Annotated in this window: 24 protein-coding genes and 1 riboswitch; of the genes, 13 read left to right on the top strand and 11 right to left on the bottom strand. The window is 66.2% G+C overall.

Annotation, left to right across the window (positions count from 1 at the left end; translation table 11 throughout):
• Positions 1-99: 99 nt before the first annotated feature.
• Positions 100-1497 carry an LLM class flavin-dependent oxidoreductase gene (locus H9639_RS07030; RefSeq protein ID WP_191807372.1) on the bottom strand — a complete coding sequence of 466 codons (1398 nt, stop codon included), beginning with the start codon at positions 1495-1497 and terminating at the stop codon, positions 100-102.
• 34 nt (positions 1498-1531) lie between these two features.
• A riboswitch (SAM riboswitch) is annotated at positions 1532-1646 on the bottom strand.
• Positions 1647-1799: 153 nt separating this feature from the next.
• Here H9639_RS07030 and H9639_RS07025 point away from each other — a divergent pair.
• The 7 genes from H9639_RS07025 to H9639_RS06995 all read left to right on the top strand — a co-directional run bounded on the left by H9639_RS07025 (position 1800) and on the right by H9639_RS06995 (position 9746).
• Positions 1800-2639, top strand: a complete 840-nt coding sequence (locus tag H9639_RS07025; RefSeq protein WP_191807371.1) for a hypothetical protein — start codon at positions 1800-1802, stop codon at positions 2637-2639.
• Positions 2640-2930: 291 nt separating this feature from the next.
• Positions 2931-3758 (top strand): ABC transporter ATP-binding protein, encoded by an 828-nt coding sequence (locus H9639_RS07020; protein WP_191807370.1) that lies wholly within the window; start codon positions 2931-2933, stop codon positions 3756-3758.
• Between the two features lie 132 nt (positions 3759-3890).
• Positions 3891-4937 (top strand): aliphatic sulfonate ABC transporter substrate-binding protein, encoded by a 1047-nt coding sequence (locus tag H9639_RS07015; RefSeq protein WP_191807369.1) that lies wholly within the window; start codon positions 3891-3893, stop codon positions 4935-4937.
• Positions 4937-5809, top strand: coding sequence for an ABC transporter permease (locus H9639_RS07010; protein WP_191807368.1), 873 nt, complete (start codon positions 4937-4939; stop codon positions 5807-5809). The genes H9639_RS07015 and H9639_RS07010 overlap by 1 nt, the downstream gene beginning before the upstream one ends.
• Entirely contained in the window at positions 5800-7767 is a 1968-nt protein-coding gene (gene acs / locus H9639_RS07005; protein ID WP_191807367.1) for an acetate--CoA ligase, read from the top strand. The genes H9639_RS07010 and acs overlap by 10 nt, the downstream gene beginning before the upstream one ends.
• Positions 7768-7873: 106 nt before the next feature.
• Complete coding sequence (locus H9639_RS07000) at positions 7874-9262, top strand: O-acetylhomoserine aminocarboxypropyltransferase/cysteine synthase family protein (protein WP_191807366.1); 1389 nt, start codon at positions 7874-7876, stop codon at positions 9260-9262.
• The gene (locus H9639_RS06995; RefSeq protein WP_191807365.1) at positions 9255-9746 is read left to right on the top strand and encodes a CoA-binding protein; all 492 of its coding nucleotides are present in this window, start codon (positions 9255-9257) and stop codon (positions 9744-9746) included. The genes H9639_RS07000 and H9639_RS06995 overlap by 8 nt, the downstream gene beginning before the upstream one ends.
• Positions 9747-9824: 78 nt before the next feature.
• Here the strand turns inward: H9639_RS06995 and H9639_RS06990 are convergent, their stop codons facing one another.
• On the bottom strand, positions 9825-10634 hold the full coding sequence (locus tag H9639_RS06990; protein WP_191807364.1) for a hypothetical protein: 810 nt from the start codon (positions 10632-10634) through the stop codon (positions 9825-9827).
• Entirely contained in the window at positions 10615-11181 is a 567-nt protein-coding gene (locus H9639_RS06985; protein ID WP_191807363.1) for an RNA polymerase sigma factor, read from the bottom strand. The genes H9639_RS06990 and H9639_RS06985 overlap by 20 nt, the downstream gene beginning before the upstream one ends.
• A 355-nt stretch (positions 11182-11536) precedes the next feature.
• Between H9639_RS06985 and H9639_RS06980 the strand changes: the two genes are divergently transcribed.
• Entirely contained in the window at positions 11537-12961 is a 1425-nt protein-coding gene (locus H9639_RS06980) for an amino acid permease (protein WP_191807362.1), read from the top strand.
• 356 nt (positions 12962-13317) lie between these two features.
• On the opposite strand, the gene H9639_RS06975 is transcribed toward H9639_RS06980, so the two are convergent.
• Both H9639_RS06975 and H9639_RS06970 read right to left on the bottom strand, forming a co-directional pair.
• Positions 13318-14124 carry a carbon-nitrogen hydrolase family protein gene (locus tag H9639_RS06975; RefSeq protein WP_191807361.1) on the bottom strand — a complete coding sequence of 269 codons (807 nt, stop codon included), beginning with the start codon at positions 14122-14124 and terminating at the stop codon, positions 13318-13320.
• A gap of 41 nt (positions 14125-14165) precedes the next feature.
• Positions 14166-15284, bottom strand: coding sequence for an NAD(P)-dependent alcohol dehydrogenase (locus H9639_RS06970; RefSeq protein ID WP_191807360.1), 1119 nt, complete (start codon positions 15282-15284; stop codon positions 14166-14168).
• Between the two features lie 149 nt (positions 15285-15433).
• On the opposite strand from H9639_RS06970, the gene H9639_RS06965 reads away from it, so the two are divergent.
• Complete coding sequence (locus H9639_RS06965) at positions 15434-15799, top strand: VOC family protein (protein ID WP_191807359.1); 366 nt, start codon at positions 15434-15436, stop codon at positions 15797-15799.
• A gap of 22 nt (positions 15800-15821) precedes the next feature.
• Here the strand turns inward: H9639_RS06965 and H9639_RS06960 are convergent, their stop codons facing one another.
• Positions 15822-16661, bottom strand: coding sequence for an alpha/beta fold hydrolase (locus H9639_RS06960; protein WP_191807358.1), 840 nt, complete (start codon positions 16659-16661; stop codon positions 15822-15824).
• Positions 16662-16723: 62 nt separating this feature from the next.
• On the opposite strand from H9639_RS06960, the gene H9639_RS06955 reads away from it, so the two are divergent.
• A complete protein-coding gene (locus H9639_RS06955) occupies positions 16724-17221 on the top strand; it encodes a MarR family winged helix-turn-helix transcriptional regulator (RefSeq protein WP_318242016.1) in 498 nt (165 codons plus the stop codon).
• Positions 17222-17348: 127 nt separating this feature from the next.
• Here H9639_RS06955 and H9639_RS06950 read toward each other — a convergent pair whose 3' ends face one another.
• Positions 17349-18638 carry an adenylosuccinate synthase gene (locus H9639_RS06950; RefSeq protein ID WP_191807357.1) on the bottom strand — a complete coding sequence of 430 codons (1290 nt, stop codon included), beginning with the start codon at positions 18636-18638 and terminating at the stop codon, positions 17349-17351.
• A gap of 184 nt (positions 18639-18822) precedes the next feature.
• Between H9639_RS06950 and H9639_RS06945 the strand changes: the two genes are divergently transcribed.
• Both H9639_RS06945 and H9639_RS06940 read left to right on the top strand, forming a co-directional pair.
• Entirely contained in the window at positions 18823-19527 is a 705-nt protein-coding gene (locus tag H9639_RS06945; RefSeq protein WP_318242015.1) for a hypothetical protein, read from the top strand.
• Entirely contained in the window at positions 19443-19928 is a 486-nt protein-coding gene (locus tag H9639_RS06940; RefSeq protein ID WP_191807356.1) for a DUF427 domain-containing protein, read from the top strand. The genes H9639_RS06945 and H9639_RS06940 overlap by 85 nt, the downstream gene beginning before the upstream one ends.
• 144 nt (positions 19929-20072) lie before the next feature.
• Here the strand turns inward: H9639_RS06940 and H9639_RS06935 are convergent, their stop codons facing one another.
• The 3 genes from H9639_RS06935 to H9639_RS06925 form a co-directional block, all read right to left on the bottom strand.
• Positions 20073-20495 (bottom strand): DUF3151 domain-containing protein, encoded by a 423-nt coding sequence (locus H9639_RS06935; protein WP_191807355.1) that lies wholly within the window; start codon positions 20493-20495, stop codon positions 20073-20075.
• A complete protein-coding gene (gene fbaA / locus H9639_RS06930; protein ID WP_191807354.1) occupies positions 20495-21514 on the bottom strand; it encodes a class II fructose-bisphosphate aldolase in 1020 nt (339 codons plus the stop codon). The genes H9639_RS06935 and fbaA overlap by 1 nt, the downstream gene beginning before the upstream one ends.
• Before the next feature lie 116 nt (positions 21515-21630).
• Entirely contained in the window at positions 21631-22257 is a 627-nt protein-coding gene (locus H9639_RS06925) for a TrmH family RNA methyltransferase (RefSeq protein WP_318242014.1), read from the bottom strand.
• A 202-nt stretch (positions 22258-22459) separates the two neighbouring features.
• Between H9639_RS06925 and H9639_RS06920 the strand changes: the two genes are divergently transcribed.
• On the top strand, positions 22460-23212 hold the full coding sequence (locus H9639_RS06920) for an HAD-IIA family hydrolase (protein WP_191807449.1): 753 nt from the start codon (positions 22460-22462) through the stop codon (positions 23210-23212).
• Here H9639_RS06920 and H9639_RS06915 read toward each other — a convergent pair.
• Entirely contained in the window at positions 23209-24216 is a 1008-nt protein-coding gene (locus tag H9639_RS06915; protein WP_191807352.1) for a thioesterase domain-containing protein, read from the bottom strand. The two genes, H9639_RS06920 and H9639_RS06915, sit on opposite strands and share 4 nt — an antisense overlap.
• Between the last annotated feature and the right edge of the window lie 14 nt (positions 24217-24230).

Here is a 24230-nt window from a genome sequence, read left to right as displayed (position 1 = left end):
ACGCGCGGAAAAAGACTGCGGCACACTCCTCCCCCCGGGGTGTGCCGCAGCCGGTTTTACCCCCACCGGCGGCGCCGCCGCCGGTGGGGAGAGCGTAAATTACCCGCTGATGGCCGGAGCGAAGCGGTACTTCGCGCCGCGGTGGGTGTCGGGGAGCTTGTCACCGGCGCCGAAGAGCTTGTTCCGCAGCGTTCCGGGAGCATAGTCCGTGGGGTAGGCGCCGCGCTTCTGCAGTTCCGGCACCACGAATTCCACCACGTCCTCGAACGTGCCGGGGGTGATCGCGTAGGCCAGGTTGAAACCGTCCACGTCGGTTTCCTCGACCCAGCGGATCAGTTCCTCGGCAACCTCGGCACCGGAACCGACCAGCCGCGGACCCAGCCCGCCGATCCCGGCAGATTCGGCGATGTCCCGCACAGTCCAGGGCTCGCCGTCGTCCTTCACCTTCTGGAAGTTCCCGGCGGCGGACTGAATGGCGTTTGATTTCACGTTGCCCAGCGGCTCGTCCAGGTTGTAGGTGGAAAGGTCCACCCCCATCCAGCCGGACATCAGGGCAAGCGCCCCTTCGTCACTGGTGTAGCGCTGGTAGTCCTCGTGCTTGGCCTGCGCCTCTTCCGGAGTTGCTGCCGTGATGATGGTCAGCAGCGTGTAAATCCGGATCGAGTAGCGGTCCCGGCCGGCGGCTTCAGCGGCGTCGCGGATCTTGGTGACTGTGGCCTTGAGCTTCTCCACCGTGGGGGCTCCCACGAACACGGCTTCGGCGTTCTCCGCGGCGAACGCGATGCCGCGGGGCGAGGCGCCTGCCTGGAAGATCACCGGGGTGCGCTGCGGGGACGGCTCGGAAATATGGATGCCGGGCACCTTGAAGTACTTGCCCTCGTGGTTGATGTCGTGCACCTTCGAGGGGTCGGTGAAGACGCCTGACTCGCGGTCCCGGACCACGGCGTCGTCCTCCCAGGAACCCTCGAGCAGCTTATAGACCACTTCGAGGTACTCGTCCGCGTGGTTGTAGCGTTCGTCGTGCTCCAGCTGGTCTTCCTGGCCCATGTTCCGCGCGGCGGAGGGCAGGTAGCCGGTCACCACGTTCCAGCCCACCCGGCCGTTGGTGATGTGGTCCAGGGTGGAGAGCCGGCGGGCGAAGGGGTACGGGTGCTCGTAGGCCGTGCCCGCGGTAACACCGAAACCAAGGTTCTCCGTGACCAGGGCCATGGCGGAGACCAGCAGCAGCGGATCATTCACCGGGACCTGGGTGCCCTGGCGCAGCGTGGCCTCGTTGGAGGAACCGTAGACGTCGTAGGTGCCCAGCACATCGGCGATGAAGATCCCGTCGAAGAGCCCGCGTTCGCAGGTCTTGGCCAGTTCGGTCCAGTAACGGATGTCGTTGTACCGCGAGGACTGATCCTCGGGGTGGCGCCACAGGCCGGGCGACTGGTGCCCCACGCAGTTCATGTCGAAGGCGTTGAAGCGGATCTGCCGGGGTGCGGACGGGTTAGCCATGTAAATCCTTTACGGGTGGACGCACCGTCAAGGAGCGCCGTACTTGCCGCCGGCGAATGCGCCCGCGACCGGATCGTCATCTGGGGCACCCCGCCACGGGAGAGGGTTGCCGCCCAACCAGCCAGAGCTTCGCGTTGGGACTCATGATCCTGCCCGCCCAGTATGGGGCACTGCCCCCGGTGGCGCGCAAGCCGGGCTGTGTCACGGAGCGTAATGCCCGACGGCGGGAGCTGGGGAATCCGTTCTCAACAGGAAGGTCCGGCGTGGCTGCCTGTCGACGAAGAATCCCTTAGGGTAGCGAAATGAGAAGACACCTCGCCTGGATTCTTCCCTTGGCGCTCATCCCCATTGCCTATATCGCCTTGCGGCTGGTTTTCACTGCATACGGTGAGAATGATGCGGACAGTGGTGCTTCGATGGATCTTGGATATGCCCTCTTACTTCTTGCTGCCCTTGGCGTTTGGCTGGTCGGCACCATTTACCTAACCATCAAGGCAATTACGAACGGATACCGGGTATTCCGCTCGTTCCGACGGGGAAAAGGCCATTACACCCGTACGGAACAGGCACAACGTGACCTCCAGCTGCATTATGAAGATTCTTGGAATAAAGCGCAGGCGTTGACCGGACAATTGAGCCGAGGCCATCTGCCTCCTGCCATGCAGGTGTGGGGCGTGGTTCTCGAACCGGGCGAAAACCTTCACCTCCAAATCACCGCTGACTATGCCCGCTTTTACGGATCGCCCGGTACATATGTCCACACGAGCGGTTTCTTTTGGGGCCAGCCGGCTTTTGTGCTTGCCGGGGTGGGGGTAACTGCCTTGGCCAATAATTCTCGGCGCCGAGCGGCAGAAGCTGCCTCACGCCAGCATTGGCGCGACGCAAGACGCACGGCAATGTTTTTGACCGATCGCCGCATCCTCTGCCAAGTCGATGGCCGCTGGTTGAGCTTCCATTATTCCCACGTGGCCGCTTGCTATCCCGAGCCGGAGAACAACAGTGTGGTGTTGGAATTCCATCAGGGCGATCCGCTGCTGATCGGCGGACCGGAAGCGCCACTTGCGGCGGCCTACATCGTCTGGGCGCTCTACGGCGCAAATGGACTCACCAGCCATCCTGCGCTGGGGTCCCTACGCGGTTAATCATCCGGCGCACAGCGGCGTAATGCCCGACGGCGTGAGCTGGGTTCGCCGCGAAGCAGCCACGGCGGATTGTTACGCCGGGACTTGCCTGCGGGCGGCCCGGGGGCGTTTAGTTATGCCTTGACCATCCCGAGCGGCTGAGAGACCTGGATCAGTGAAGCCGCAGCAACCCTGGTCGGCGCGTTTTCTCCTTGAAACGCGGCGATAACAAGGTGGACGTCGCAGGAGGCCGGTAACCCGGCCCAGGACGTTTTCCGTAGGGTGCTACTGCCAGGACCGATGGAGTGTTCAATGACTGCAGTACTTTCCTCCGGGTCCCCTGCCGTGTCCGCCACCGCGGTCACCGCACCGGACACCGCCCTGTCCGTAACCTTCGACGGCGTAGGCCGCAGCTTCGGCTCCGGCGCAGACACCCATGTGGTGCTCCGGGACATCACCTTCGAGGTGCGTCCGGGTGAAGTCCTCGCCATCCTAGGTTCCAGCGGCTGTGGCAAATCCACGCTGCTGCGCGCCACCGCAGGGCTCGACGCCGCGACCACCGGAAGCGTGCGGATTGACGGCACCGCCGTCCGCGGCATTGATGACCGCTGTGCCGTGGCCTTCCAGGAACCCCGCCTGCTGCCCTGGCAGACCCTGCAGGCCAACGTCGCGATCGGCCTGCCCAAGGGCACCAGCGCGTCCGAGGGCAAGGCGAAGGTTGCCGAGCTGCTGAAGCTGGTGGAACTGGACAGCTTCGCCAAGCACCAGCCCCGGGCCGTTTCCGGCGGCATGGCGCAGCGCGCCTCACTGGCCCGGGCGCTGGCCCGCAGGCCCGGAGTGCTGCTGCTGGATGAACCGTTCGGTGCCCTGGACGCGCTGACCCGCCTGAAGATGCAGGATCTGCTGCTGGAGGTGCACCGGGCCGCCCCGGCCACCGTCCTGCTGGTGACCCACGACGTCGACGAGGCGCTGCAGCTCGCGGACCGCATCATCGTCCTTGGCCGTGAACCGGGCAAACCCGGTGCCACCATCACGCAGACCATCACCGTGCCGGGCGCCCGTCCCCGGGACCGCGCCTCCGCAGAACTGGCGCGAATGCGCGGCGAGCTCCTGGCGAGCCTCGGCGTCGACCGGCACTAGCCAAACCACCCCGGTTACCTCCGCCGGCCCTGCCGGCGGGCCTTCGCGGGGCCTTCGTGTCCGCACGCAGCCCCACCCTGCAGCATCACCTGTCTCACACATCAGCGTTTATTCAGCCAAAGGAATCCCCCCATGAACAGCCGTTCCCGTGCCTCCCGCCGTCCGCTCGCGGTGCTCGCCGCCACCGCCGCCGCTTTCTCGCTGGCCCTGACCGGCTGCGTCGCCGGTGAGGACTCGTCCGCCGGGGCCGCCGACTCAACGGCCGACGGCGGCACCCTCAACATCGACTTCGCCACCTACAACCCGCTGAGCCTGGTTATCAAGGACCAGGGCTGGCTGGAGGCCACTCTCGCAGAGCAGGGCGTGGACGTGAACTGGGTGCAGTCCGCCGGCTCCAACAAGGCGAATGAGGCACTGCGTGCCGGAGCGATCGACGTCGGGTCCACCGCCGGATCCGCTGCCCTGCTGGCCCGTGCAAACGGTTCGGAGATCAAGACCATCAGCATTTACTCCCAGCCCGAATGGTCCGCCCTGGTGGTCGGCCCGGACTCGGACATCACCTCGGTGGCGGATCTGGCCGGCAAGTCGGTCGCCGCGACCAAGGGCACCGACCCTTACTTCTTCCTGGTCCAGGCCCTGGAGGAAGCCGGCCTGAGCACCTCCGACGTCACGGTGGAAAACCTGCAGCACGCCGACGGCCGCACCGCACTGGAAAACGGTGCCGTGGATGCCTGGGCCGGACTGGATCCGATCATGGCAGGTGCCGAGCAGGCCGGAGCGAAACTGGTCTACCGCAACCTGGACTTCAACACGTACGGCTTCCTGAACGCCACCGAGTCCTTCCTCGAGGAAAAGCCCGAACTGGCACAGGCGGTCGTGAACGCCTATGAAAAGGCCCGCGCCTGGGCCGCTGAAAACCCGGAGGAAACCGCGCAGATCCTGGCCGACGTCGCCGGTCTGGATCTCGAGGTTGCCAAGACCGTGATCCTGGAGCGCAGCAACCTGGACGTGAACGCCGTTCCGGGTGACGCCCAGCGTTCGGTCCTGGAGAAGATCGGCCCCACGTTCGTCGAGACCGGTGACGTCGCCCAGCAGTCCACCATTGACGACGCCATTGCCAGCCTGCTGGAGGATTCCTTCGCGAAGCAGGCCGACGCGGAAGCCATCAAGGAATCCTAATGAGTGATTCGTACCTGACCGCAAGCTCGGCTGTTCCCGGCGGCGTCCAGGGCCCGCCGGCGGCGCTTCCCCCGCAGCCTTCCGGCCCGGAGCGCAAAACCGGACCCTCCGGCGCCTTGTCCATAGGTTGGGTCCGGGTGCTCCTGGGGCTGCTGGTGCCGGCGCTGATCCTGGCGCTCTGGCAGCTGGTTTCGGTGCAGGGGGTCTTCAGCGCCGTGCAGCTGCCATCGCCGGGCGCGGTGCTGAGCTCCGCCGTCGACCTGCTGGAACGCGGGGAACTGGGAACGCACATCGCCATCTCCACCCAGCGCGTACTGACCGGTTTTGCCGCCGGCGCCGCCCTGGGCCTGGCGCTCGGCGCCCTGCTGGGCCTGTCCCGGCTGGCCGACGTCCTGCTTGGCCCGCTGTTCGGTGCCATCCGGGCCGTTCCGTCGCTGGCCCTGGTCCCGCTGCTGATCCTCTGGATGGGCATCGGGGAGGATTCCAAGGTCACGCTGATCACCATCGGCGCCTTCTTCCCGGTCTTCACCACCGTCTCGCTGGCGCTGCGCCATGTGGACAAAAACCTGGTGGAAGCTGCGCGGGCCTTCGGGCTGAACGGGATCCGGCTGCTCACCACGGTGCAGCTGCCCGCCGTCGTCCCCGCCGTCTTTTCCGGCCTGCGGCTGGCGCTGGCACAGTCCTGGCTGTTCCTGGTGGCAGCTGAGCTCATCGCCTCCTCCATGGGGCTCGGCTTCCTGCTCACCGACTCGCAGAACAACGGCCGCACCGACCGGATGTTCCTGGCGATCGTGCTGCTGGCGGTTATTGGCAAAACAACGGATGCCCTGCTGGGCCTCGCAGAAAAGTGGGCAGTGAAGAAGTGGGCGTAACAACAGCAGCGCAGCCGGCCGCAGAGCCGGAGTTTGCCACCGAAGCAGAGCGCATCGCGTTCTGGGAGGAAGCCGCCAGGCGGCTGCAGTGGGAGGAACCGTGGCACACCGCGCACCGGTTCACCCCGCCGCAGCGGCTCAGCGGGCCAGAGGTGCCCGAAGCCGACGCCGAATATTCAGTCCCTGAAATCGAGTGGTTCGCCGGCGGCAAGCTGAACGTCGCGGTGAACTGCGTGGACCGGCACGTTGCCGCCGGCCGCGGGGACAAACCGGCCCTGCACTTCGAGGGTGAGCCCGGCGACCGGCGCACGCTGACCTACGCCGACCTGCAGCGGGAAGTCTCCCGCGCCGCCAATGCCTTGCAGTCGCTCGGCATCGAACAGGGTGACCGCGTGGTCATCTACCTCCCGGTCATTGCCGAAACCGTCATCATCACCCTGGCCTGCGCCCGCATCGGCGCCGTGCACTCGCTGGTTTTCGGCGGCTTCTCCGCGGAGGCACTGAAGTTCCGGGTGGAGGACACCCGCGCCAAGCTGCTGGTGACCACCGACGGGCAGTTCCGCCGCGGCGCAGCCGTCCCGGTCAAGGACAACGCGGATGAAGCCGTCTCCGGCGAGAACGCGATCGAGCACGTCCTGGTCATCCGCCGGACCGGCTGCGGGATCGCCTGGACCGAGGGCCGGGACGTCTGGTGGCACGAGACCGTGGACACCGCCTCCGAGATTCACGAACCGGAAGCGTTCGACGCCGAAACCCCGCTGTTCATCATGTACACCTCCGGCACCACGGGGAAGCCCAAGGGCCTGGTGCACACCATGGGCGGGTACCTCACGCAGGCGTCCTGGAGCTACGAGTTCCTCTTCGCCAACCCGGACGAAACCGCCCGCGCTGACGACGTCCACTGGTGCACCGCCGACCTGGCCTGGGTCACCGCGCACACCTACGAAATCTACGGTCCGCTCTCCAACGGCGTCACCGAGGTGATTTTCGAGGGCACTCCGAACACCCCGCACCCCGGGCGGCACTTCGAGATCATCGAACGCTATAAGGTCACCAGCTATTACACGGCCCCCACCCTGGTCCGCTCCCTGATGGGCTGGTTCCCCGACGGCGTTCCGGACACCTGGGACCTGTCCTCGATCCGGCTGCTCGGCACCGTGGGCGAGGCCGTGAACCCGGAAGCCTGGCGCTGGCTGCGGGAAAACGTCGGCCGCGGCGAGGTTCCGGTGATCGATACCTGGTGGCAGTCCGAAACCGGAGCCACCATCCTCTCCCCGCGCCAGACCGACACCGTGTTCAAGCCCGGCTGCGCCTCCCGCGCACTGCCCGGCGTTTCCACCCGGATTGTGGACGAGGACGGCAATGACGTCCCGGCCAATACTCAGGGCTTCATCGTGGTGGACCGGACCGGCCCGTCCATGGCCCGCACCTGCTGGGGCGATCCGCAGCGCTACCTGTCCTCCTACTGGCGCCAGTACGCAAAACAGGGCTGGTTCCTGGCCGGCGACGGCGCCCGGTATGACGACGACGGCGACACCTGGATCCTGGGCCGGGTGGACGACGTCCTGAACGTCTCCGGACACCGGCTTTCCACGATCGAGATCGAATCCGCCCTGGTGTCCCACCCCTGGGTCGTGGAAGCAGGGGTCTGCCCGGTCGCCGATCCAAAGACCGGGCACGCGATCGCCGCGTTTGTGGTCCTCACCGAGGCTGCGTCAAAGGACGCGGACGCGGTGACGATAGAGCTGCGCAACCACGTGGCGAAGGAAATCGGGCCGATCGCCAAGCCTGCCGCCGTCGTCGTGGTTCCCGATGTGCCCAAGACGCGCTCCGGCAAGATCATGCGCCGGCTGCTGACCCAGCTGTTCGAGGGCACCACGCTCGGCGACACCACCAGCCTGCAGAACGAACCGTGCATCCCGGCGATTCACGCGGCCTGCGAAGCGCGGCGGGGCTGACCGGCGGCGCAACTGTCCTCAATATTGTTGGTTTCCACCGCTTAATAACGCAACCATTGCCTTACCGCTTCACAGCGGTCCCCCTAAGGAAGGAGCACTCAGTTCCATGAGTGATCGCCAGTTCGGATTCCGCACCCGCGCCCTGCACGCGGGCGGCACGCCCGACGCCATCCACGGTGCGCGCGCCGTCCCCATCTACCAGACGACGTCGTTTGTCTTTAAGGACACCGACGACGCCGCCAACCTCTTCTCGCTGCAGAAGTACGGCAACATCTACTCCCGCATCGGCAACCCCACGGTCGCCGCGTTCGAGGAACGCATCGCCTCCCTGGAAGGCGGCATCGGCGCGGTCGCGACCGCCTCGGGCATGTCAGCCGAGTTCGTCACCTTCGCGGCACTGTGCCAGGCCGGGGACCACATCGTGGCCGCGTCCCAGCTCTACGGCGGCACCGTCACGCAGCTGGACGTCACCCTGCGCCGCTTCGGCATCGACACCACCTTCGTTCCCGGCACGGATCCGGCGGACTACGCCGCAGCTATCCAGGAAAACACCAAGGCGGTCTACGCCGAGGTCGTGGCCAACCCGAGCGGCGAGGTCGCCGACATCGAGGGCCTCGCCAAGGTAGCGCACGACGCCGGTGTGCCGCTGATCCTCGACGCCACCCTGAGCACGCCCTACCTGGTCCAGCCGTTCAAGCACGGCGCGGACATTGTGATCCACTCCGCCACCAAGTTCATTGGCGGGCACGGCACCACCTTGGGCGGCGTCGTCGTCGAGGCGGGTACCTTCAACTGGGGCAACGGCAAGTTCCCGGCCATGACCGAACCGGTTCCCTCCTACGGCAACATCTCCTGGTGGGGGAACTTCGGCGAATACGGCTTCCTGACCAAGCTGCGCTCCGAGCAGCTGCGCGACATCGGACCCACCCTCTCCGCGCAGTCCGCCTTCCAGCTCCTGCAGGGCGTGGAAACCCTGGCCCAGCGGGTGGATGAGCACCTGCGCAACGCCCAGGCCGTGGCCGAGTGGCTCGAAGCCGATGACCGCGTGGCCTGGGTGTCCTACGCCGGACTGGAATCACACCCGCACCACGAGCGGGCAAAGAAGTACCTGCCCAAGGGTCCCGGCTCGGTCTTCAGCTTCGGAGTGAAGGGTGGCCGCGCTGCCGGGCAGGTCTTCATTGAATCGCTGCAGCTCGCCTCCCATCTGGCGAACATCGGCGATTCACGCACCCTGGTCATCCACCCGGGTTCCACCACACATCAGCAGCTCTCCCCGGAACAGCTGGCCGCGGCCGGTGTGCCGGAGGACCTGGTGCGGATTTCCGTGGGGCTGGAGGACCTGGAGGACATCCTCTGGGACCTGGACCAGGGCCTCACCGCAGCAGCCGCGGCGGCTTCGGGAACGGCAGCAGCTGACGTCCCCGCCGCCGAAGCCGCGTCCTGCTCCGTGCCCGTCACAGCCGCCGTCGAATCCCAGGAGTCCAGCAATGTCTGAGAACCGCAGCTGGGTTGGCCCCAGCGCCCCTGAACGCCTTGCCCTGCTCCGCTCGGCCAAGTCGATTGCCATTGTGGGTGCCTCGGACAAACCATCCCGGGCCTCCTACTTCGTTGCCACATACCTGCTCTCCTCCTCGCCGTACAAGGTGTACTTCGTGAACCCGGTGGCGAAGGAGATCCTGGGCCAGCCGGTTTACGCCTCGCTGGCGGACCTGCCGGAAACCCCGGACATCGTGGACGTATTCCGCCGGCACGATGACCTGCCCACCGTCCTGGAAGAGGCCAAGGCCGTGGGCGCCAAGACGCTGTGGCTGCAGCTGGGTTCCTGGCATGAGGACGTTGCCCGGGAGGCCGAGGCCGCCGGAATGAACGTGGTGATGGACCGCTGCGTGAAGATCGAACATGCCCGGTTCCACGGCGGCCTGAACCTGGCCGGTTTTAACACCGGGGTTATCTCCTCGAAGCGCCAGCTCACGGCATAGCGCCGGGTTCCGGTCCGGGCAGCCGCGCTGGCGGGAGCCCGGACCCCAGCCGGAGCCGCCGTGGTTCCAGCCGCCGTGTTAGCGGGAGCCGGGCCCCCAGCCGGAGCCGCCGTGGTTCCAGCCGCCGCCGGCGGTCTGCCAGGCGTAGCCGGGCCCGGCAGCTCCCTCCGCTCCCCTGCCCGGGTACTGCCCCGGCCAACTGCCGGACTTCTCACTGTTCGGCTGGCTGTGGGGCTGGCTGTGGGACTCGCCGTCAGCCCAGCCGCCGCTGTTGCGCCACTGGGCCCGTTCCGCAGGCCCGCCGCCCTGGCCGCGGCCACTGCCGGGCCAGCTCCGGTTGCCGCCCGGCACCGGCTGCGCTTCATCGGCGGCTGGGGCCGGAGCCTCGAGGGCAGGAGCGGAAGAGTCCTCCGCAGCGGGTGCCGGGACCGGCTCTGTTGGCTTTACCGGCGCCGGCGTCCCGGCCGGGTCAGCGCTGGGGGCCGGGTCAGCGGCGGCGGCCGGGTCAGCGGCAGGGACGGCGGCAGATTCCAGGGGAGGTTCCGGCGTGGGGGCCGGAACCTCTTCGTAGGTGAAAGGGGCAGGTTCATATGATGCCTCAGCCGTGATCCAGAAGTCCTGGCTGGTTGCGGCCACCCCCGTGGTGCCGGCAGCCATGGCGGCAACCACCGCGCCGCCGAGCAGGAAACCCCGCCGGCGGGTGGATTTCCGCAGGGGCGTTACCCCTGGGCTGAAGAGTGCTTCGAGTTCCGCGCACGGCGCCGGCGCGGGTTCCCGCCCGGATTCCCGGATCCGCCGAAGCGTCTCCTCCAGTTCCTGGGTGGCTTCTACGCCCGATTCCGCCAAGAGGCACCGGATTGCTTCCTCGTCATTGGGGCAGCTGGACATGCCGTTCCTCCGCCTCCTTTTCTGCGATCCGTTCCTTGAGGGCAATAAGTGCCCTGCGCTGAAGCTGTTTGACGGAGTTGGCCGTCTTGCCCATTACCGCGGCGGAATCCTCCAGGGACAGGTCTGCCACAACCCGCAGCAGCAGAACCTCACGCTGCTGCGCGGTGAGTCCTTCAAGGAGCAGCTCCGCTGCCAGCGTAGATTCCAGGACTGCTGTTTCAGCTGAGTTGGTGTACCGGGTATCTGCCAGCCGATCGTAGGGCACAGTCACTGGCCGGCGTTCGCGCCGGCGGAGGTCATCGACCATCCTGGCGTGGGCAACCGAAAACGTGAAGGTCCGCAGTCCGGCCGCACCGCCGCGGACGGCGGCCAGCTTGGCGAAGACTGTCAGGAAAACCTCCTGCGCCAGGGCTTCCGGATCATCACAGCCTTTGGACCTGAGATACCCCAGAACCGCGGGTGCCAGGGCCTCGTAGACCGAACGCAGGGCCGCCGGATTGTTTGCGCGCGCCTCAGAGACCATCTGCTCTGTCAGCGGGTCAGCCAAGGCGGGTCTTTTCGGATGTGGGACGAGGGACGAACCACATCGTACCCCGCTGAGGCAGCGCCGGCGGGGAAATGGCCGCGCCGGGGCTTTTTGGGGGGATAAGCCCCGGCGCGGTCATTTCACAGGGGTAATCGCTCCGGGTGCCGCAAAGGTTACGCGGCAGCCGAAAGCTTTTCCACGCATCGGTCCCCGCCTCCTTCAGCCGCCCGGCCGGACACTGCAGGCAGCGTATGTGGGAGACTTAACGGGGCCCCGCCTTCCCCATGGCGGAGGCAGCGCGGCCAGCCGGAATCGACAAAACCAGCTCCGCGCTGGACCAGCAACCCGCGGCCAAGCCCCGCGGCACAGGATATTGATGACGCTCAGCAACTCCACCACGCACCACGAATCAGAACTGAAACGCAGTCTCTCACTGCGGCACATCCGTTTTATCGCCCTCGGCTCCGCCATTGGCACGGGCCTCTTTTACGGCTCCTCCGAGACCATCCAGGCGGCCGGCCCCGCCGTGCTCATCGCCTACATCATCGCCGGCTGCGCCGTGTTCCTGGTCATGCGTGCCCTGGGTGAAATGGCGGTACGCCACCCGGTAGCCGGCTCCTTTTCCCAGTACGCCGGCCGTTATCTTGGCCCGCGGATGGGGTTCCTGACCGGCTGGACGTTCGCCTTCGAGATGATCATCGTTGCCATCGCGGACATGACAGCGGTCAGCATGTACATGGGGCTCTGGTTCCCGGACACCCCGGGCTGGATCTGGATGATCGCTGCCATGCTGCTGATCGGCGGGCTGAACCTGATGCGGGTCAGTGTCTTCGGCGAACTGGAGTTTTGGTTCACCCTCATCAAGGTTTCCACCATCGTCGCCATGATTGCCGGCGGGCTGTACCTGATCGTGTTCGGAGTCAGCACCGGCGGATACGAACCAGGCGTCAACCACCTGGTGGATCACGGCGGGTTCGCTCCATTCGGGGTATGGGGCATCGTGATGAGCCTGGGAATCGTGGTGTTCTCCTTCGGCGGCGTCGAAACCCTTGGTGTGACCGCCGGCGAAACCGGCGATCCGGCGCGGGCCATCCCCAAGGCCGTCAACACCGTGCCCGTGCGGATCCTGCTGTTCTACGTCCTGTCACTGGGTGTGATGCTTTGCCTTCTGCCGTGGGACCGGATCGGTTCCGAAGGCAGCCCCTTTGTGCAGGTCTTCGCCGGGCTGGGCATCCCCTTCGCCGAACATCTGATCAACGCCGTTGTCCTCACCGCGGCACTGTCCGCCATGAACTCGATCTTCTATGCCGCTTCCCGCACCATGTACGGCCTGGCCGAGCAGGGGCACGCTCCGCAGGCATTCACCCGGGTCTCACGGTTCGGTGTTCCGGTCTGGCCGGTGGCCATCATCATGGCCAGCCTCATCGCCGGGCTGGGCTTGTACCTGTGGATCCCTGAGCAGCTGTTCCTGGTGGTCGCTTCCACGGCCACTTTCGCCACCCTTTTCACGTGGTCTTCGATCCTGCTCAGCCATCACCGCATGCGGCGCCAGATGCGGCGGGATGGAATCCCGTCAGCTGGTTTCGCGTTTCCGGGATGGCCGGTGCTGAACCAGGTGACGCTGGCCTTTATGGGCCTGGTTACCGTTATCCTCGCCTTCACCGGTCCGGGGCGGACGGCCCTGATCGTCGGCGTGGTGTGGATTCTGCTGATGCTGGCCGCCTACCAGTTCCTGATCCATGGGAAGGGGCGGCAGCCGATCAAACTGCCGGAGCCTTCTGCCGACGCCTCTCGGAGCTAGCTGGTTTCCCTGCCCTATGGGACATTCCTGCCAGTTGGGGACAGCGCGGGCACTGGTTTCCCTGCCCTTTGGGACAATCCCGCCAGTTGGGGACACCGCGCGCACTGGTTTCCCTGCCCTTTGGGACAATCCCGCCACATGGGGACTTTCCTGCGTGGCGCCACGGCAGGAAAGTCCCATGGCGTGCGATTTGTCCCAAACCGGAGCGAGCCTCAGGCAGGCCGCAGTCCAGCCAGCAGGAGGCCGCTGTCCGCAGACCGCAGTCCAGCCAGCAGGAGGCAGTCGGCAGCCCGGGAGACCGCGGTCCAGCCAGCAGGAGGCAGCCGGCAGCCCGGGAGCCCGCCGCGGCACTAAAGCTAGCTGGCGGCGTCGATCTGCTCGTTCACCGCGAACCGGCGGTTCTGCAGGACGGGCAGGAATTCCCTGACCTCTTCAATCCGGGTCCGTGTCACTTCTGCCGTGGCCACTCCGGCGGACTCCTCGCCCAGGAAGACCTGCGGCACGCCCATGGGATCCAGGATGGCCGAGTGGCCGATGGTGTGGCCGCTGGAGGTCCCCGCGGCTGCGATCCACACGGTGTTCTCAATCGCCCGGGCCTTGAGCAGCGTCTCCCAGTGCTCGATCTTGTGCTCGCCCTTGAACCAGGCTGCCGGAACCGCAATAAGATCCGCACCCTGGACGGCCAGGGCCCGGGCCAGCTCGGGGAACCGGAGATCGTAACAGGTCATCAGGCCCACCCGCAGACCACCGAGTTCCACTACCTGGATCCCGCGGTCACCTGCCTTGATCCGGGTGGACTCCTGGTAGCTGAACGCATCGTAAAGATGGAGCTTCCGGTAGGTCGCTGCGATCCGGCCGTCGGACTCGATCGCCACCAGCGTGTTGTAGGGCCGTTCCTCTCCGGAGGACTCGTACCCGCCGGCAATCACGGCGATTTTCAGTTCCGCGGCCAGGAGGGAAAGCTGCTGGACGAAGGTGCTCCACCCGGCGTCGACCGCCGCAGCCAGCGTCCCCTCGACCTTGCCGATGCTGAACATCGACTCCTCGGGGAACACGATCAATTCCGAGTTCTCGCCCTTGGCCTGCTCGGCGAGCGAACGCATCGCCGCCAGGTTTTCCTTGACGTCCCCCGAGGGGCTGAACTGACCTACGCTGACCAACAATGGACTACCGCCTTGCCTTGAGGACCGGACTCTCCTCCAGCCTAGTGCAGGTCCTCAAAGTGGAGCACAGGTTTCAGGACCTCCCCCGCTTTCGCTGCGGCTGCGGCGTCGTTAATCTCGTTGAACCCGTACCGGGTGATCATCTTCTGCAGCGGGAACCGGCCCTGCTGGACCAGTTCCACGAGCGCGGGCAGGAACAGCTGCGGCGTGGCATCGCCTTCCGTAATGCCGATGACCTGGCGGCCGTTGAGCATGAAGTTCACGTCCAGTTCCATGGTGGATCCGGCGGCCGGAGCGCCGATCAGGCCGAGCTTGCCCAGCGGCGCCAGCGCATCCGCGGCAGTGGCCGCCACCCGGGTGCTGCCCGTGGTTTCGAGGGCGTGCGTGACCCCGTCACCGTTGGTCAGTTCGAACAGGGCCTGCAGTGCATCGGTGCTGCCGGAATTGACGACGTCGGTGGCCCCAAGTTCGCGGGCCAGCTCCAGCCGCGAGTCCACCAGGTCCATCACCACAATCCGGGTGGAACCGGACAGCGCGGCGGCCATCACGGCGGCCAGGCCCACGGGACCGGCGCCGAAGACGGCGAGGGTGGAGCCGGGCTCGGGCCGCAGGACGTTCAGCACGGCTCCGGCACCGGTCTGAATGCCGCAGCCAAGCGGGGCCAGCAGGGACAGGTCTGCTTCGGGGTCCACTTTGGTGACGCCGCGGGCGTCGGCCAGGACGTAGTTGGCAAAGGAGGACTGGGCGAAGAAGTGTCCGTGGACCCCCAGCCCGTCCTTGGTGATGGTGGCGCTGCCGTCCATACGCTGCCCGCCAATGAGGTTTAGGTCCAGGAAATCTGTGCAATAGGCCGGGTGGCCCATACGGCAGTTCCGGCAGACCCCGCAGCTGGAAAAGCTCAGCAGCACCTGGTCGCCGGGCACAACGGAGGTGACGCCGGATCCAACGGCTTCCACCACGCCGGCACCTTCGTGGCCGAGGACTCCGGGCAGCGGAAAGGGTATGTGCCCGGCTTGGACACCGAGGTCAGTTCCGCAGACGCCCGCGGCGGTGATCCGGACCAGGACCTCGTCCGGCCGGGGATCATCAAGGGTCACGTCAGTAATTTCGAAGGGTTCATGGACTCCGCGCAGAATCGCGGCACGCGCCTGGGTAGTCATAGGGCCACGCTACGCCGCGGCCTTCACCGCCGTCAGGACTTTCGGGAACTATGGCCTTCGTTTGGGCCCGAGTTTGTACAGCGTTGACGCCCGGAGAACGCCGCTGTTAGGTTCGCAGGTACTTTTCCGCGCCGCCGAAGGAGCCAGCCGTGAGCAGCAGATTCTCATCCTTTGCCCTGGACGCAGTCGATGTCCCCCTGCTGGTCGGATTTTGGACCCGGGCGCTGGATTACCGGGTGGCAGAGGAGTTCGACGGCGGGATCAGTCTGGCGCCGCGCAACGGCTTTCTGGGTCCGCCGATCGACATCATTCCCGTCCCCGAGCCCAAGACCGCCAAGAACCGGCTGCATCTGGACCTGGTGCCGGACGGCTGCACCCAGGAGGAGGAAGTCGAGCGGCTGCTCGCCCTTGGCGCTGTGCTGGCCGACGTCGGCCAGGGACCGGAGGTGTCCTGGGTTGTGATGGCCGATCCCGAGGGCAACGAGTTCTGCATCCTCTCGGGGAGAGCCGAGTAGGGCAGCCGAACCCGGCAGACCGTCACCGGACGGGGAGCCGCCCGGTGTCCCAGAACTCCAGAACCGCCTGAGACACTTCGTCTGCGGCAACGTACAGGGGTGCCGCGTGCCCTCCGCCGGCAACGGGCATGAGCACTGCATTGGGCATGGCCGCTGCCAGCAGCTCCGCCTTGTCGAGGTCATACATAGCGTCATTCTGCCCGGCTATGAGAAGTGTGGGTGTCTGGACACGTTCGAAGACTGCGCTGAGATCCGGGCGGCGCAGCATGAGGGACCGCATGGCCCAGTATTTGCCCTGTTTGTCCCCTCTCCTGAATGAATCGCGCACGGCCTCCTCGGCTGCAGCGCGGGAGCCCGGTTCTCCATCAGCTCCCACCAGCGCGTCCACCACCAAACCGCTGAGCCGGGACGGACCAATGACCCGAAACATTCCCACCAGCAACGCCGTCTTCAGCCGCTGGGCCGTTGGCAGCGGATAAGCGGGTGTGCCGATCATGGTCAGCGTCCTGAGCCTGGAGGGCCATCCCTCTGCGAGCAGGATGCCCACGTGCCCACCCCAGGCATTGCCCAGCCAGTCAACGGGCGTATCGACTCGAAATGCATCCAGCAGCTGGACCGCTGCCACGGCACAATCGTGCAGGTCATAGATTTCCCGCGGACCTGGACTGTTCCCGTGACCGGGACCATCCACCAAAAACAGTTCACGGTGCCGGCCCAGCTTCTCTGTCACCGGATCAAAGGTTTCCGAATCCAGAAACATGCTGTGCCAGAGGAAAGCCGGCTGCCCGGAGCCGGTCCGAGTCACGGACAACGGCCCAAGAACGGTCTCCACTACTGATACTTCAGAATGCTGCGTACTCATTTTGCGCCTCCCGACGCTCACTGTTCTTTCGGTTTCCGAAGCAATTAACTAGACTCTCCTCCGTGAGTGATACCGCGTCAAGGGGTTCCGAAAAACCGTTTCAGGGCGGGCGCCGGCTGCCCGTGGGCCAGCTGCTGGGGCGGCTGCTCGCGGAGTTCCGGCGGGAACTCTTAGCGGAGGCGGAGGCTCATGGCTACGGAGACATTCGCCCCGCGCATCTCCAGATCACGGGAAATGTTGGGACCAAGGGAATCCGGCTCACGCGGCTGGCAGCGCGGGCCCAGCTCAGTCTGGCGGCCACCTCGGAGCTGGTTAATGAGCTCCAGTCCTTGGGTTATCTGGCCCGTGAACCGGATCCAACCGACGCGAGGGCAAAGCTGATTGTGCCCACCGCCAGGGGGCGGAGAATGCTTGCCGAGGCCTCAGCGAAAGTCACCGAAATGGAACGGGACTGGGCAGCACATACCGGTGAGCACCGTTTTGAGGAGGCCATGCTCACCCTTCAGGACATCCTGGACGCGAGGAAAGAAGCCGAACGAGCCAAGGGCAGCGATTCCTGACCGTACGCGGCCGCAACCACAATCCGCTGAGCGGCTGGCCGGCCTCGGCCTTGACGCCACGCCGGGCCGGCGGACCTAGCAAAAGACCCCGCAGCCAACCGGGCTGCGGGGTCTTTGCGGTAAGAACCTACTCGCTGATCAGGTCGCGGATCACGATCGTCTGGTCGCGGTCCGGGCCGACGCCGATCGCGGAGAACCGGGTGCCGGAGAGCTTTTCCAGCGCCAGCACGTAGTTCCGGGCGTTCTCCGGCAGGTCCTCGAGGGTCTTCGCGCCGGTGATGTCCTCGGTCCAGCCGTCGAAGTACTCGAAGATCGGCTTGGCGTGGTGGAAGTCGGTCTGCGTCATCGGCATCTCGTCGAAGCGCACGCCGTCGACGTCGTAGGCAACGCAGACCGGGATCTTCTCGATGCCGGTGAGCACGTCCAGTTTGGTCACAAAGTAGTCCGTGAAGCCGTTGACGCGGGAAGCGTGGCGCGCCAGCACGGCGTCGTACCAGCCGCAGCGGCGCGGGCGCCCGGTGTTCACACCGAACTCGCCGCCGGTCTTCTGCAGGTACAGGCCCATGTCATCGAAGAGTTCGGTGGGGAACGGGCCGGCGCCAACGCGGGTGGTGTAGGCCTTGATGATGCCCACGGCGCGGTTGATGCGGGTGGGGCCGATGCCGGAGCCCACCGACGCGCCGCCGGCGGTCGGGTTGGAGGAGGTCACAAACGGGTAGGTGCCGTGGTCAACGTCCAGGAACGTGGCCTGGCCGCCTTCCATTAGGATGACCTTGTCTTCGTCGAGGGCCTTGTTCAGCTCATAGACCGAATCAATGACCATCGGGCGCAGCCGGTCGGCGTAGGAGAGGAAGTACTCCACCATCTCTTCCACATCCACGTCGCGGCGGTTGTAGACCTTCAGCAGCAGCTGGTTCTTCTGCCGCAGCGAGCCTTCGACCTTCTGCCGCAGGATCGACTCGTCGAAGATGTCCTGCACGCGGATGCCGAGGCGTGCCACCTTATCGATGTAAGCCGGGCCGATGCCGCGGCCGGTGGTGCCGATGGCACGCTTCCCCAGGAAGCGTTCGGTGACCTTGTCCATCACCTGGTGGAACGGGGCAACAAGGTGGGCGTTGGCGGAGATCCGCAGCTTCGAGGTATCCGCCCCGCGTGCTTCCAGCCCGTCGATTTCGTCGAAGAGGGCTTCGAGGTTCACCACACAGCCGTTGCCGATCACCGGGATCGCGTTGGGGCTGAGGATGCCGGCGGGAAGCAGCTTCAGTTCGTACTTTTCACCGCCGACGACGACGGTGTGGCCGGCATTGTTTCCGCCGTTGGGCTTGACGACGTAATCGACGCGGCCGCCGAGAAGGTCGGTGGCCTTACCTTTACCCTCGTCGCCCCACTGGGCGCCGACGATGACAATTGCTGGCATGGGATCCTCCCCCATTAGTTACGCTAGGGAGCCGCGCCAGGCGCCGAACCGCTACCGTGCATGAGAACGCCCCTGCACTCGTGGCGTGGAACACGCTCAAGCTGCGGGGCTCTTACCAGTCAAGTTTAGCCGATCTCCAGCTCAGCCCCTTCGGAAGCGGCCCGCTGGGCGTACGGTTTAAGCCATGGAGCGCTTCCGCGGCTATATCGCCGGGCTGGGCACCGCCTCCGGGACCCGCCTGGTTGTGGGCCACTGGCCCGAGTCTCCGTTCGGCCCGTTCACCGACGTGATGGTGGAGAACCGGTTCGGTTCCCGCCTGCTGCTGGCCCCTGACGAGAACATTGCCCGGTATGTTTCCTCCACCTACACCTTCGACGCGGTGGACGTTGTTCCCGTCAGCGCACGGCTGCAGGGCGGGACGCTGGCGGTCGACGGCGGCCCGCTGCGGCTGCGGGCGGAACTGGGCCGGGTGACTCTGCTGGGCAGCCTGCTCGAGGTGGTTCCCGCGCCGCTGGCCGTCCATCCCCGCTGGCTCCGGGCGGTGAACCCGCTGGCTGGTTTGATCGTGCGGGGTGTGCAGACCGCGGGAACCACCGGGGACCGGCTGGAGTATTACGGTGTGCGCTCCATCCGGCGTGTCGCAGCGGCGGAATGCTCCTGGAACGGGCAGGACCTCGGGCAGCTGGCGCCGGTCAGCCCGCCGGTGCGGTTCGGTTTCTCTTCGGTGCCTGCCCGGCCGCAGATCATGGCCGTCACCACCACCATTACCGCCCGTGAGGCGGCACGCAAAGAAACGAGCGGGCCATGGCGAACCGTTTTCACCCGCATACCGAATCCGTCTGGTCTTACCCGCGGCCACCCCGGGTCGAACCGAGCGATGAGTCCGTAGAGGTCTGGCTGGGCGGGACGCTGGTGGCGCAGACAACCTCGGCGCTGCGGGTGCTGGAAACCAGCCATCCGCCGGTCTACTACCTGCCCCTGAACGCCTTCGCCCCGGGGGTGCTGCACCCGGTGCCGGGCGTGACCCACTGCGAATTCAAAGGTGCTGCCTCCTATTACGACGTCGCCGCCGGCGGCCACCGTGCCGCGCGGGCCGCCTGGGCCTATCCGCACCCGGCCCCCGGTTACGAGGAGCTGGCCGATACGGCCGCCCTGTACCCGGGGCTGATGGACTCTGTCCGGGTGGACGGCGAGGAGGTGCAGCCGCAGGACGGGGACTTTTACGGCGGCTGGATTACCAGCCGCGTAACCGGCCCGTTCAAGGGCCCGCCGGGCACCTGGGGCTGGTAACCGCCGTCGGTCACCTGGGGCTGGTAACCGCCCCGCCGGGCACCTGGGGCTGGTAACCGCCGTCGGTCCTCACCGGCTAGACGCTGGAGGCGCCCTCCCGCTGGGGAAGGCGCCTCCGGTGATGTTTCAGCTGGTGCTGTTCAGTTATGCGGCTTCGATTGCGGCCTTGGCGGCCGGATCGGAGCTGTCCAGGAACTTCTCGATCCGGTCCACCTCTTCGGCTTCGTTGATCGCAGCGGCCGCGCGGCCCAGGGCGTACAGCGCACGCAGGAACCCGCGGTTCGGCTCGTGCTCCCACGGGATCGGGCCCGTGCCGCGCCACCCGGCCCGGCGCAGGGCGTCCAGGCCGCGGTGGTAGCCGACGCGGGCGTAGGCGTAGGACTCCACGGGCTGGCCCTCGGCGTAGGCTTCGTCGGCAAGCAGCGCCCAGATCAGGGAGGACGTAGGGAACCTAGCGGCCAGGTCCACGGGCTCATCCCCGGCGGCGAGGCGGGCCAGAACGTCCGTTTCCTCGGGCAGGTAGGTGGGCTCTGGGCCGAGCAGGTTCTTGCGGAATTCGTCTGACATTAGAGGTGCTTTCCTGCCGATCCGAGGGACTGTGCTGCTTCGACCACGCGGGCGGCCATGCCCTTCTCGGCGGAGGCTCCCCAGACGCGGGGGTCGTACTGCTTCTTGTTGCCAACCTCGCCATCGACCTTCAGGACGCCGTCGTAGTTGCGGAACATGTGGTCCGCGACCGGGCGGGTGTAGGCGTACTGGGTGTCGGTGTCGATGTTCATCTTCACCACACCGTAGGACACGGCGTCGGCGATTTCCTGCGCGGAGGAACCCGAGCCGCCGTGGAAGACCAGGTCAAACGGGGTTTCCTTGCCGATCGAGGCACCGACAGCGGTCTGGATTTCCTGCAGGATTTCCGGGCGCAGCTTCACGCCGCCGGGCTTGTACACGCCGTGCACGTTGCCGAAGGTCAGCGCGGTGAGGTACCGGCCCTTGCTGCCGTCGCCGAGGGCCTGAATGGTGGCCATGCCGTCTTCTACGGTGGTGTAGAGCTTCTCGTTGATCTCGTTCTCCACGCCGTCCTCTTCACCGCCGACGGTGCCGATTTCAACTTCGAGGATGATCTTGGCAGCCGCGGTGCGGGCGAGCAGGTCCTGCGCGATTTTGAGGTTTTCGTCCAGTGTTTCGGCGGAACCGTCCCACATGTGCGAGTTGAAGAGGGGATCCTCGCCGCGCTTGACGCGCTCCTCGGAGGCAGCGAGCAGGGGCAGCACGAAGTCGTCCAGCTTGTCCTTGGGGCAGTGGTCGGTGTGCAGTGCAATGTTCACGTCGTAGCTCTTGGCGACTTCGCGGGCGTAAGCGGCGAAGGCCAGGGAACCGGTGACCATGTTCTTGACCGAGGCTCCGGACCAGTACGCCGAACCGCCGGTGGAGACCTGGACGATGCCGTCAGAGCCGGCCTCAGCGAAGCCCGCGAGCGCGGCGTTGAGGGTCTGTGAGGACGTGACGTTCACCGCCGGGTATGCGAATCCCCCCGCCTTGGCCCGGTCGATCATCTCTGCGTAGATCTCGGGGGTTGCAATAGGCATGCTGACTCCTTAACGAAGTTGAGAAAATGCGGCAGGGCCGGGCCCTCTTTGGCTCCTCCCATCCTAGCCACAAGTGTCCCCGGAGCAGCAGGGTGACTAAACGCCTTCGCCGGAGGTCAGGAGACTTTCTGCCCGAAAACGTGCCGGCGGACCCAGCCGTGCATCGCGATGGCCGCCGCCGCGGAGGCATTCATGGAGCGGGTGGAGCCAAACTGCGCGATCGAGAGGGTGGCTTCGGCCGCTGCATGGACTTCCGGCGTCAGGCCCGGACCTTCCTGGCCGAAGACCAGGACGGCGTTGCGCGGCAGGTCGTAGGTTTCCAGCGGCACGGAATCCGGGAAGTTATCGATGCCGATAATCACCAGGCCCTCCGACCGCGCCCACTCGGTGAAGTCCTCCACCGTCGGGTGGTGGCGGACGTGCTGGTAGCGGTCGGTGACCATGGCGCCGCGCCGGTTCCACCGGCGTCGTCCGATAATGTGCACTTCCTTGGCCAGAAAGGCGTTCGCCGTGCGCACCACCGAGCCGATGTTCAGGTCGTGCTGCCAGTTTTCGATGGCCACATGGAATTCATGACGTTTGGTGTCCAGATCCGCAACGATCGCGTCGTGCTTCCAGTACCGGTACTCATCCACCACGTTCCGGCGGTCGCCGGCGGCCAGCAGTTCAGGGTCCCAGTGCTCCCCCTCGGGCCAGGGCCCTTCCCACGGTCCGACGCCGACCTCGGGGACTGCAGGGTCCACCGGTCCGGGTTCGGGAACGGGTAATGTTTCAGGGCTCTCTATCACCCTTCCAGCGTAAGGTGAAAGACTGGACCATCCCGCATCCGCACCGGGCGGAGGAGGTCTGTGCCGGCGTCGTCCGGCACGCAGAACTGCCAGGAGCAAGCGCAGGAAGAGGGGAACCGTGGGCGAAAACGAGAACATCGAGTGCTGGCTGACCGACATGGACGGGGTACTGGTTCATGAGAACCAGCCGATTCCGGGAGCTTCGGAGCTGATCAACCGCTGGGTGGACACCTCCAAGCGGTTCCTGGTGCTGACCAACAACTCGATTTACACGCCGCGGGACCTGGCCGCCCGGCTGCATGCGTCCGGCCTGGAAGTTCCGGAGGAAAACCTCTGGACCTCGGCGCTGGCCACCGCGGAGTTCCTCAAGGACCAGCTCAAGAACTCCTCTTCGCCGGGCCGCGCCTTCGTGATCGGCGAGGCGGGACTGACGACGGCGCTGCATGAGGCGGGGCTGATCCTCACGGACACGAACCCGGACTACGTGGTCCTGGGCGAAACCCGGACCTATTCCTTCGGCACCATCACCAAGGCCATCCGGCTGATTCTGGACGGGGCCCGGTTCATCGCCACCAACCCGGATGTCACCGGTCCCTCCGCGGAGGGACCCATCCCGGCGACGGGTGCGATCGCGGCACTGATTACCGCCGCCACCGACCGCGCCCCCTACATTGTGGGCAAGCCAAACCCGATGATGTTCCGCTCGGCCATGAACAAGATCGACGCGCACTCGGAAACCACCGGCATGATCGGGGACCGGATGGACACGGACATCGTCGCGGGCATCGAAGCCGGGCTGACCACGGTGCTGGTGCTCTCCGGGATCACCCAGCGGGAGGACATCAGCCGCTATCCGTTCCGCCCGTCCCAGGTCATTAATTCCGTGGCGGACCTGATCAACACCGTCTAGAACGGCGTTTTGCTGCCGCCCCCGCCGGTGGCCGGCAGGGGCGCGTAGGTGTCCAGGATGTCTTGGACCGCCCGCTGGTAAATCACCGGGTTCCACTGCGGACTGGCGTGCGCCGGACGGGCGCCGTCGGTGACCAGGGCGTTGGAGACCATGTTCTGCGGGAACAGTTCGGTCCAGCGCTGCCGGGCGGTGTAATAATTCACCGTGGTGTCGGCCGGGTTGCCGAGGAACGCCAGCTCGGCCTTCCCGATGGCCCCGGCGAAGGCTGCTGCGTTGTAGTGGTAAATGTAGGACGATTCGGACTGGATCAGGGTGCTCGACGGCGCCAGCGGCGAGAGCTGCTCCAGCGTCTGATCCGCGATGGTGCTCCAACTGCGTTCGTCCTTGTGCAGGATCCGCTCCCCCAGCTCGTACCCGCCGCGGAGGGTGCTGGGGATCCGCGCGCCGGCCTCGTAGAGGAAAACCACGCCCCGGATCATGCCTGCGTCCAGCACATCGAACCGGCCGGACGGGCTGGAGTCCAGAACAATGATTTCCACCTGCACACCGCGGGCCAGCAGCCGGGCAGCGATTTCCACGGCGAGCATCCCGCCGAAACTGTGCCCGTAAAAGTAGACGCGGTTAATCCGGCGGGTGCGGATGTAGCGGAAAACCTCGGCTTCCACCGTGTCCACGTCCAGGCCCTTGTTGGAGTAGCCGACGGCGGCCAGCTGGCCGCGGCTGGCCAGGGCCGGCCGCAGCGAATTGAGGATCCAGACGGCTTCTTCCCAGCTGGTCTTGTACCCGGGAAACAGGAACCACATGGCCCGCGGGAAGCGGGAGGCCGCTTCGTCGTCGCGCACCGGCAGGATTTCCAGTTCCTCGCGGCCCTCCTGGATGAGCCGGGTGACAAACAGGTCAGTGGCCAGCGTCAGGCCTGCGGCGGCTCCCACCAGGAACCGCCGCCGGGAATAGCGCCCCAGGTCCGACGCGGAGCGCAGGACCTTCTCTGGGTCATCCGTCATAGGCTCCCGCTGCA

It is taken from the genome of Arthrobacter gallicola (assembly GCF_014836775.1).
GTDB lineage: Bacteria > Actinomycetota > Actinomycetes > Actinomycetales > Micrococcaceae > Arthrobacter_B > Arthrobacter_B gallicola.
The sequence above is the reverse complement of the archived record's forward strand: the minus strand, read 5'-3'. Positions and strand labels throughout refer to the sequence as shown.

Bases quoted from the DNA above. Each gene is read 5' to 3' on its own strand.
- H9639_RS07000 (WP_191807366.1), top strand. From the start codon at position 7,874: ATGAGTGATCGCCAGTTCGGATTCCGCACCCGCGCCCTGCACGCGGGC.
- H9639_RS06915 (WP_191807352.1), bottom strand. From the start codon at position 24,216: ATGACGGATGACCCAGAGAAGGTCCTGCGCTCCGCGTCGGACCTGGGG.
- H9639_RS06980 (WP_191807362.1), top strand. From the start codon at position 11,537: ATGACGCTCAGCAACTCCACCACGCACCACGAATCAGAACTGAAACGC.
- H9639_RS07025 (WP_191807371.1), top strand. From the start codon at position 1,800: ATGAGAAGACACCTCGCCTGGATTCTTCCCTTGGCGCTCATCCCCATT.
- H9639_RS06920 (WP_191807449.1), top strand. From the start codon at position 22,460: ATGGACGGGGTACTGGTTCATGAGAACCAGCCGATTCCGGGAGCTTCG.
- H9639_RS06945 (WP_318242015.1), top strand. From the start codon at position 18,823: ATGGAGCGCTTCCGCGGCTATATCGCCGGGCTGGGCACCGCCTCCGGG.
- H9639_RS07015 (WP_191807369.1), top strand. From the start codon at position 3,891: ATGAACAGCCGTTCCCGTGCCTCCCGCCGTCCGCTCGCGGTGCTCGCC.
- H9639_RS06950 (WP_191807357.1), bottom strand. From the start codon at position 18,638: ATGCCAGCAATTGTCATCGTCGGCGCCCAGTGGGGCGACGAGGGTAAA.
- H9639_RS06940 (WP_191807356.1), top strand. From the start codon at position 19,443: ATGGCGAACCGTTTTCACCCGCATACCGAATCCGTCTGGTCTTACCCG.
- H9639_RS07020 (WP_191807370.1), top strand. From the start codon at position 2,931: ATGACTGCAGTACTTTCCTCCGGGTCCCCTGCCGTGTCCGCCACCGCG.
- H9639_RS06990 (WP_191807364.1), bottom strand. From the start codon at position 10,634: ATGTCCAGCTGCCCCAATGACGAGGAAGCAATCCGGTGCCTCTTGGCG.
- H9639_RS06935 (WP_191807355.1), bottom strand. From the start codon at position 20,495: ATGTCAGACGAATTCCGCAAGAACCTGCTCGGCCCAGAGCCCACCTAC.
- H9639_RS07010 (WP_191807368.1), top strand. From the start codon at position 4,937: ATGAGTGATTCGTACCTGACCGCAAGCTCGGCTGTTCCCGGCGGCGTC.
- H9639_RS06995 (WP_191807365.1), top strand. From the start codon at position 9,255: ATGTCTGAGAACCGCAGCTGGGTTGGCCCCAGCGCCCCTGAACGCCTT.
- H9639_RS07030 (WP_191807372.1), bottom strand. From the start codon at position 1,497: ATGGCTAACCCGTCCGCACCCCGGCAGATCCGCTTCAACGCCTTCGAC.
- H9639_RS06960 (WP_191807358.1), bottom strand. From the start codon at position 16,661: ATGAGTACGCAGCATTCTGAAGTATCAGTAGTGGAGACCGTTCTTGGG.
- fbaA (WP_191807354.1), bottom strand. From the start codon at position 21,514: ATGCCTATTGCAACCCCCGAGATCTACGCAGAGATGATCGACCGGGCC.
- H9639_RS06970 (WP_191807360.1), bottom strand. From the start codon at position 15,284: ATGACTACCCAGGCGCGTGCCGCGATTCTGCGCGGAGTCCATGAACCC.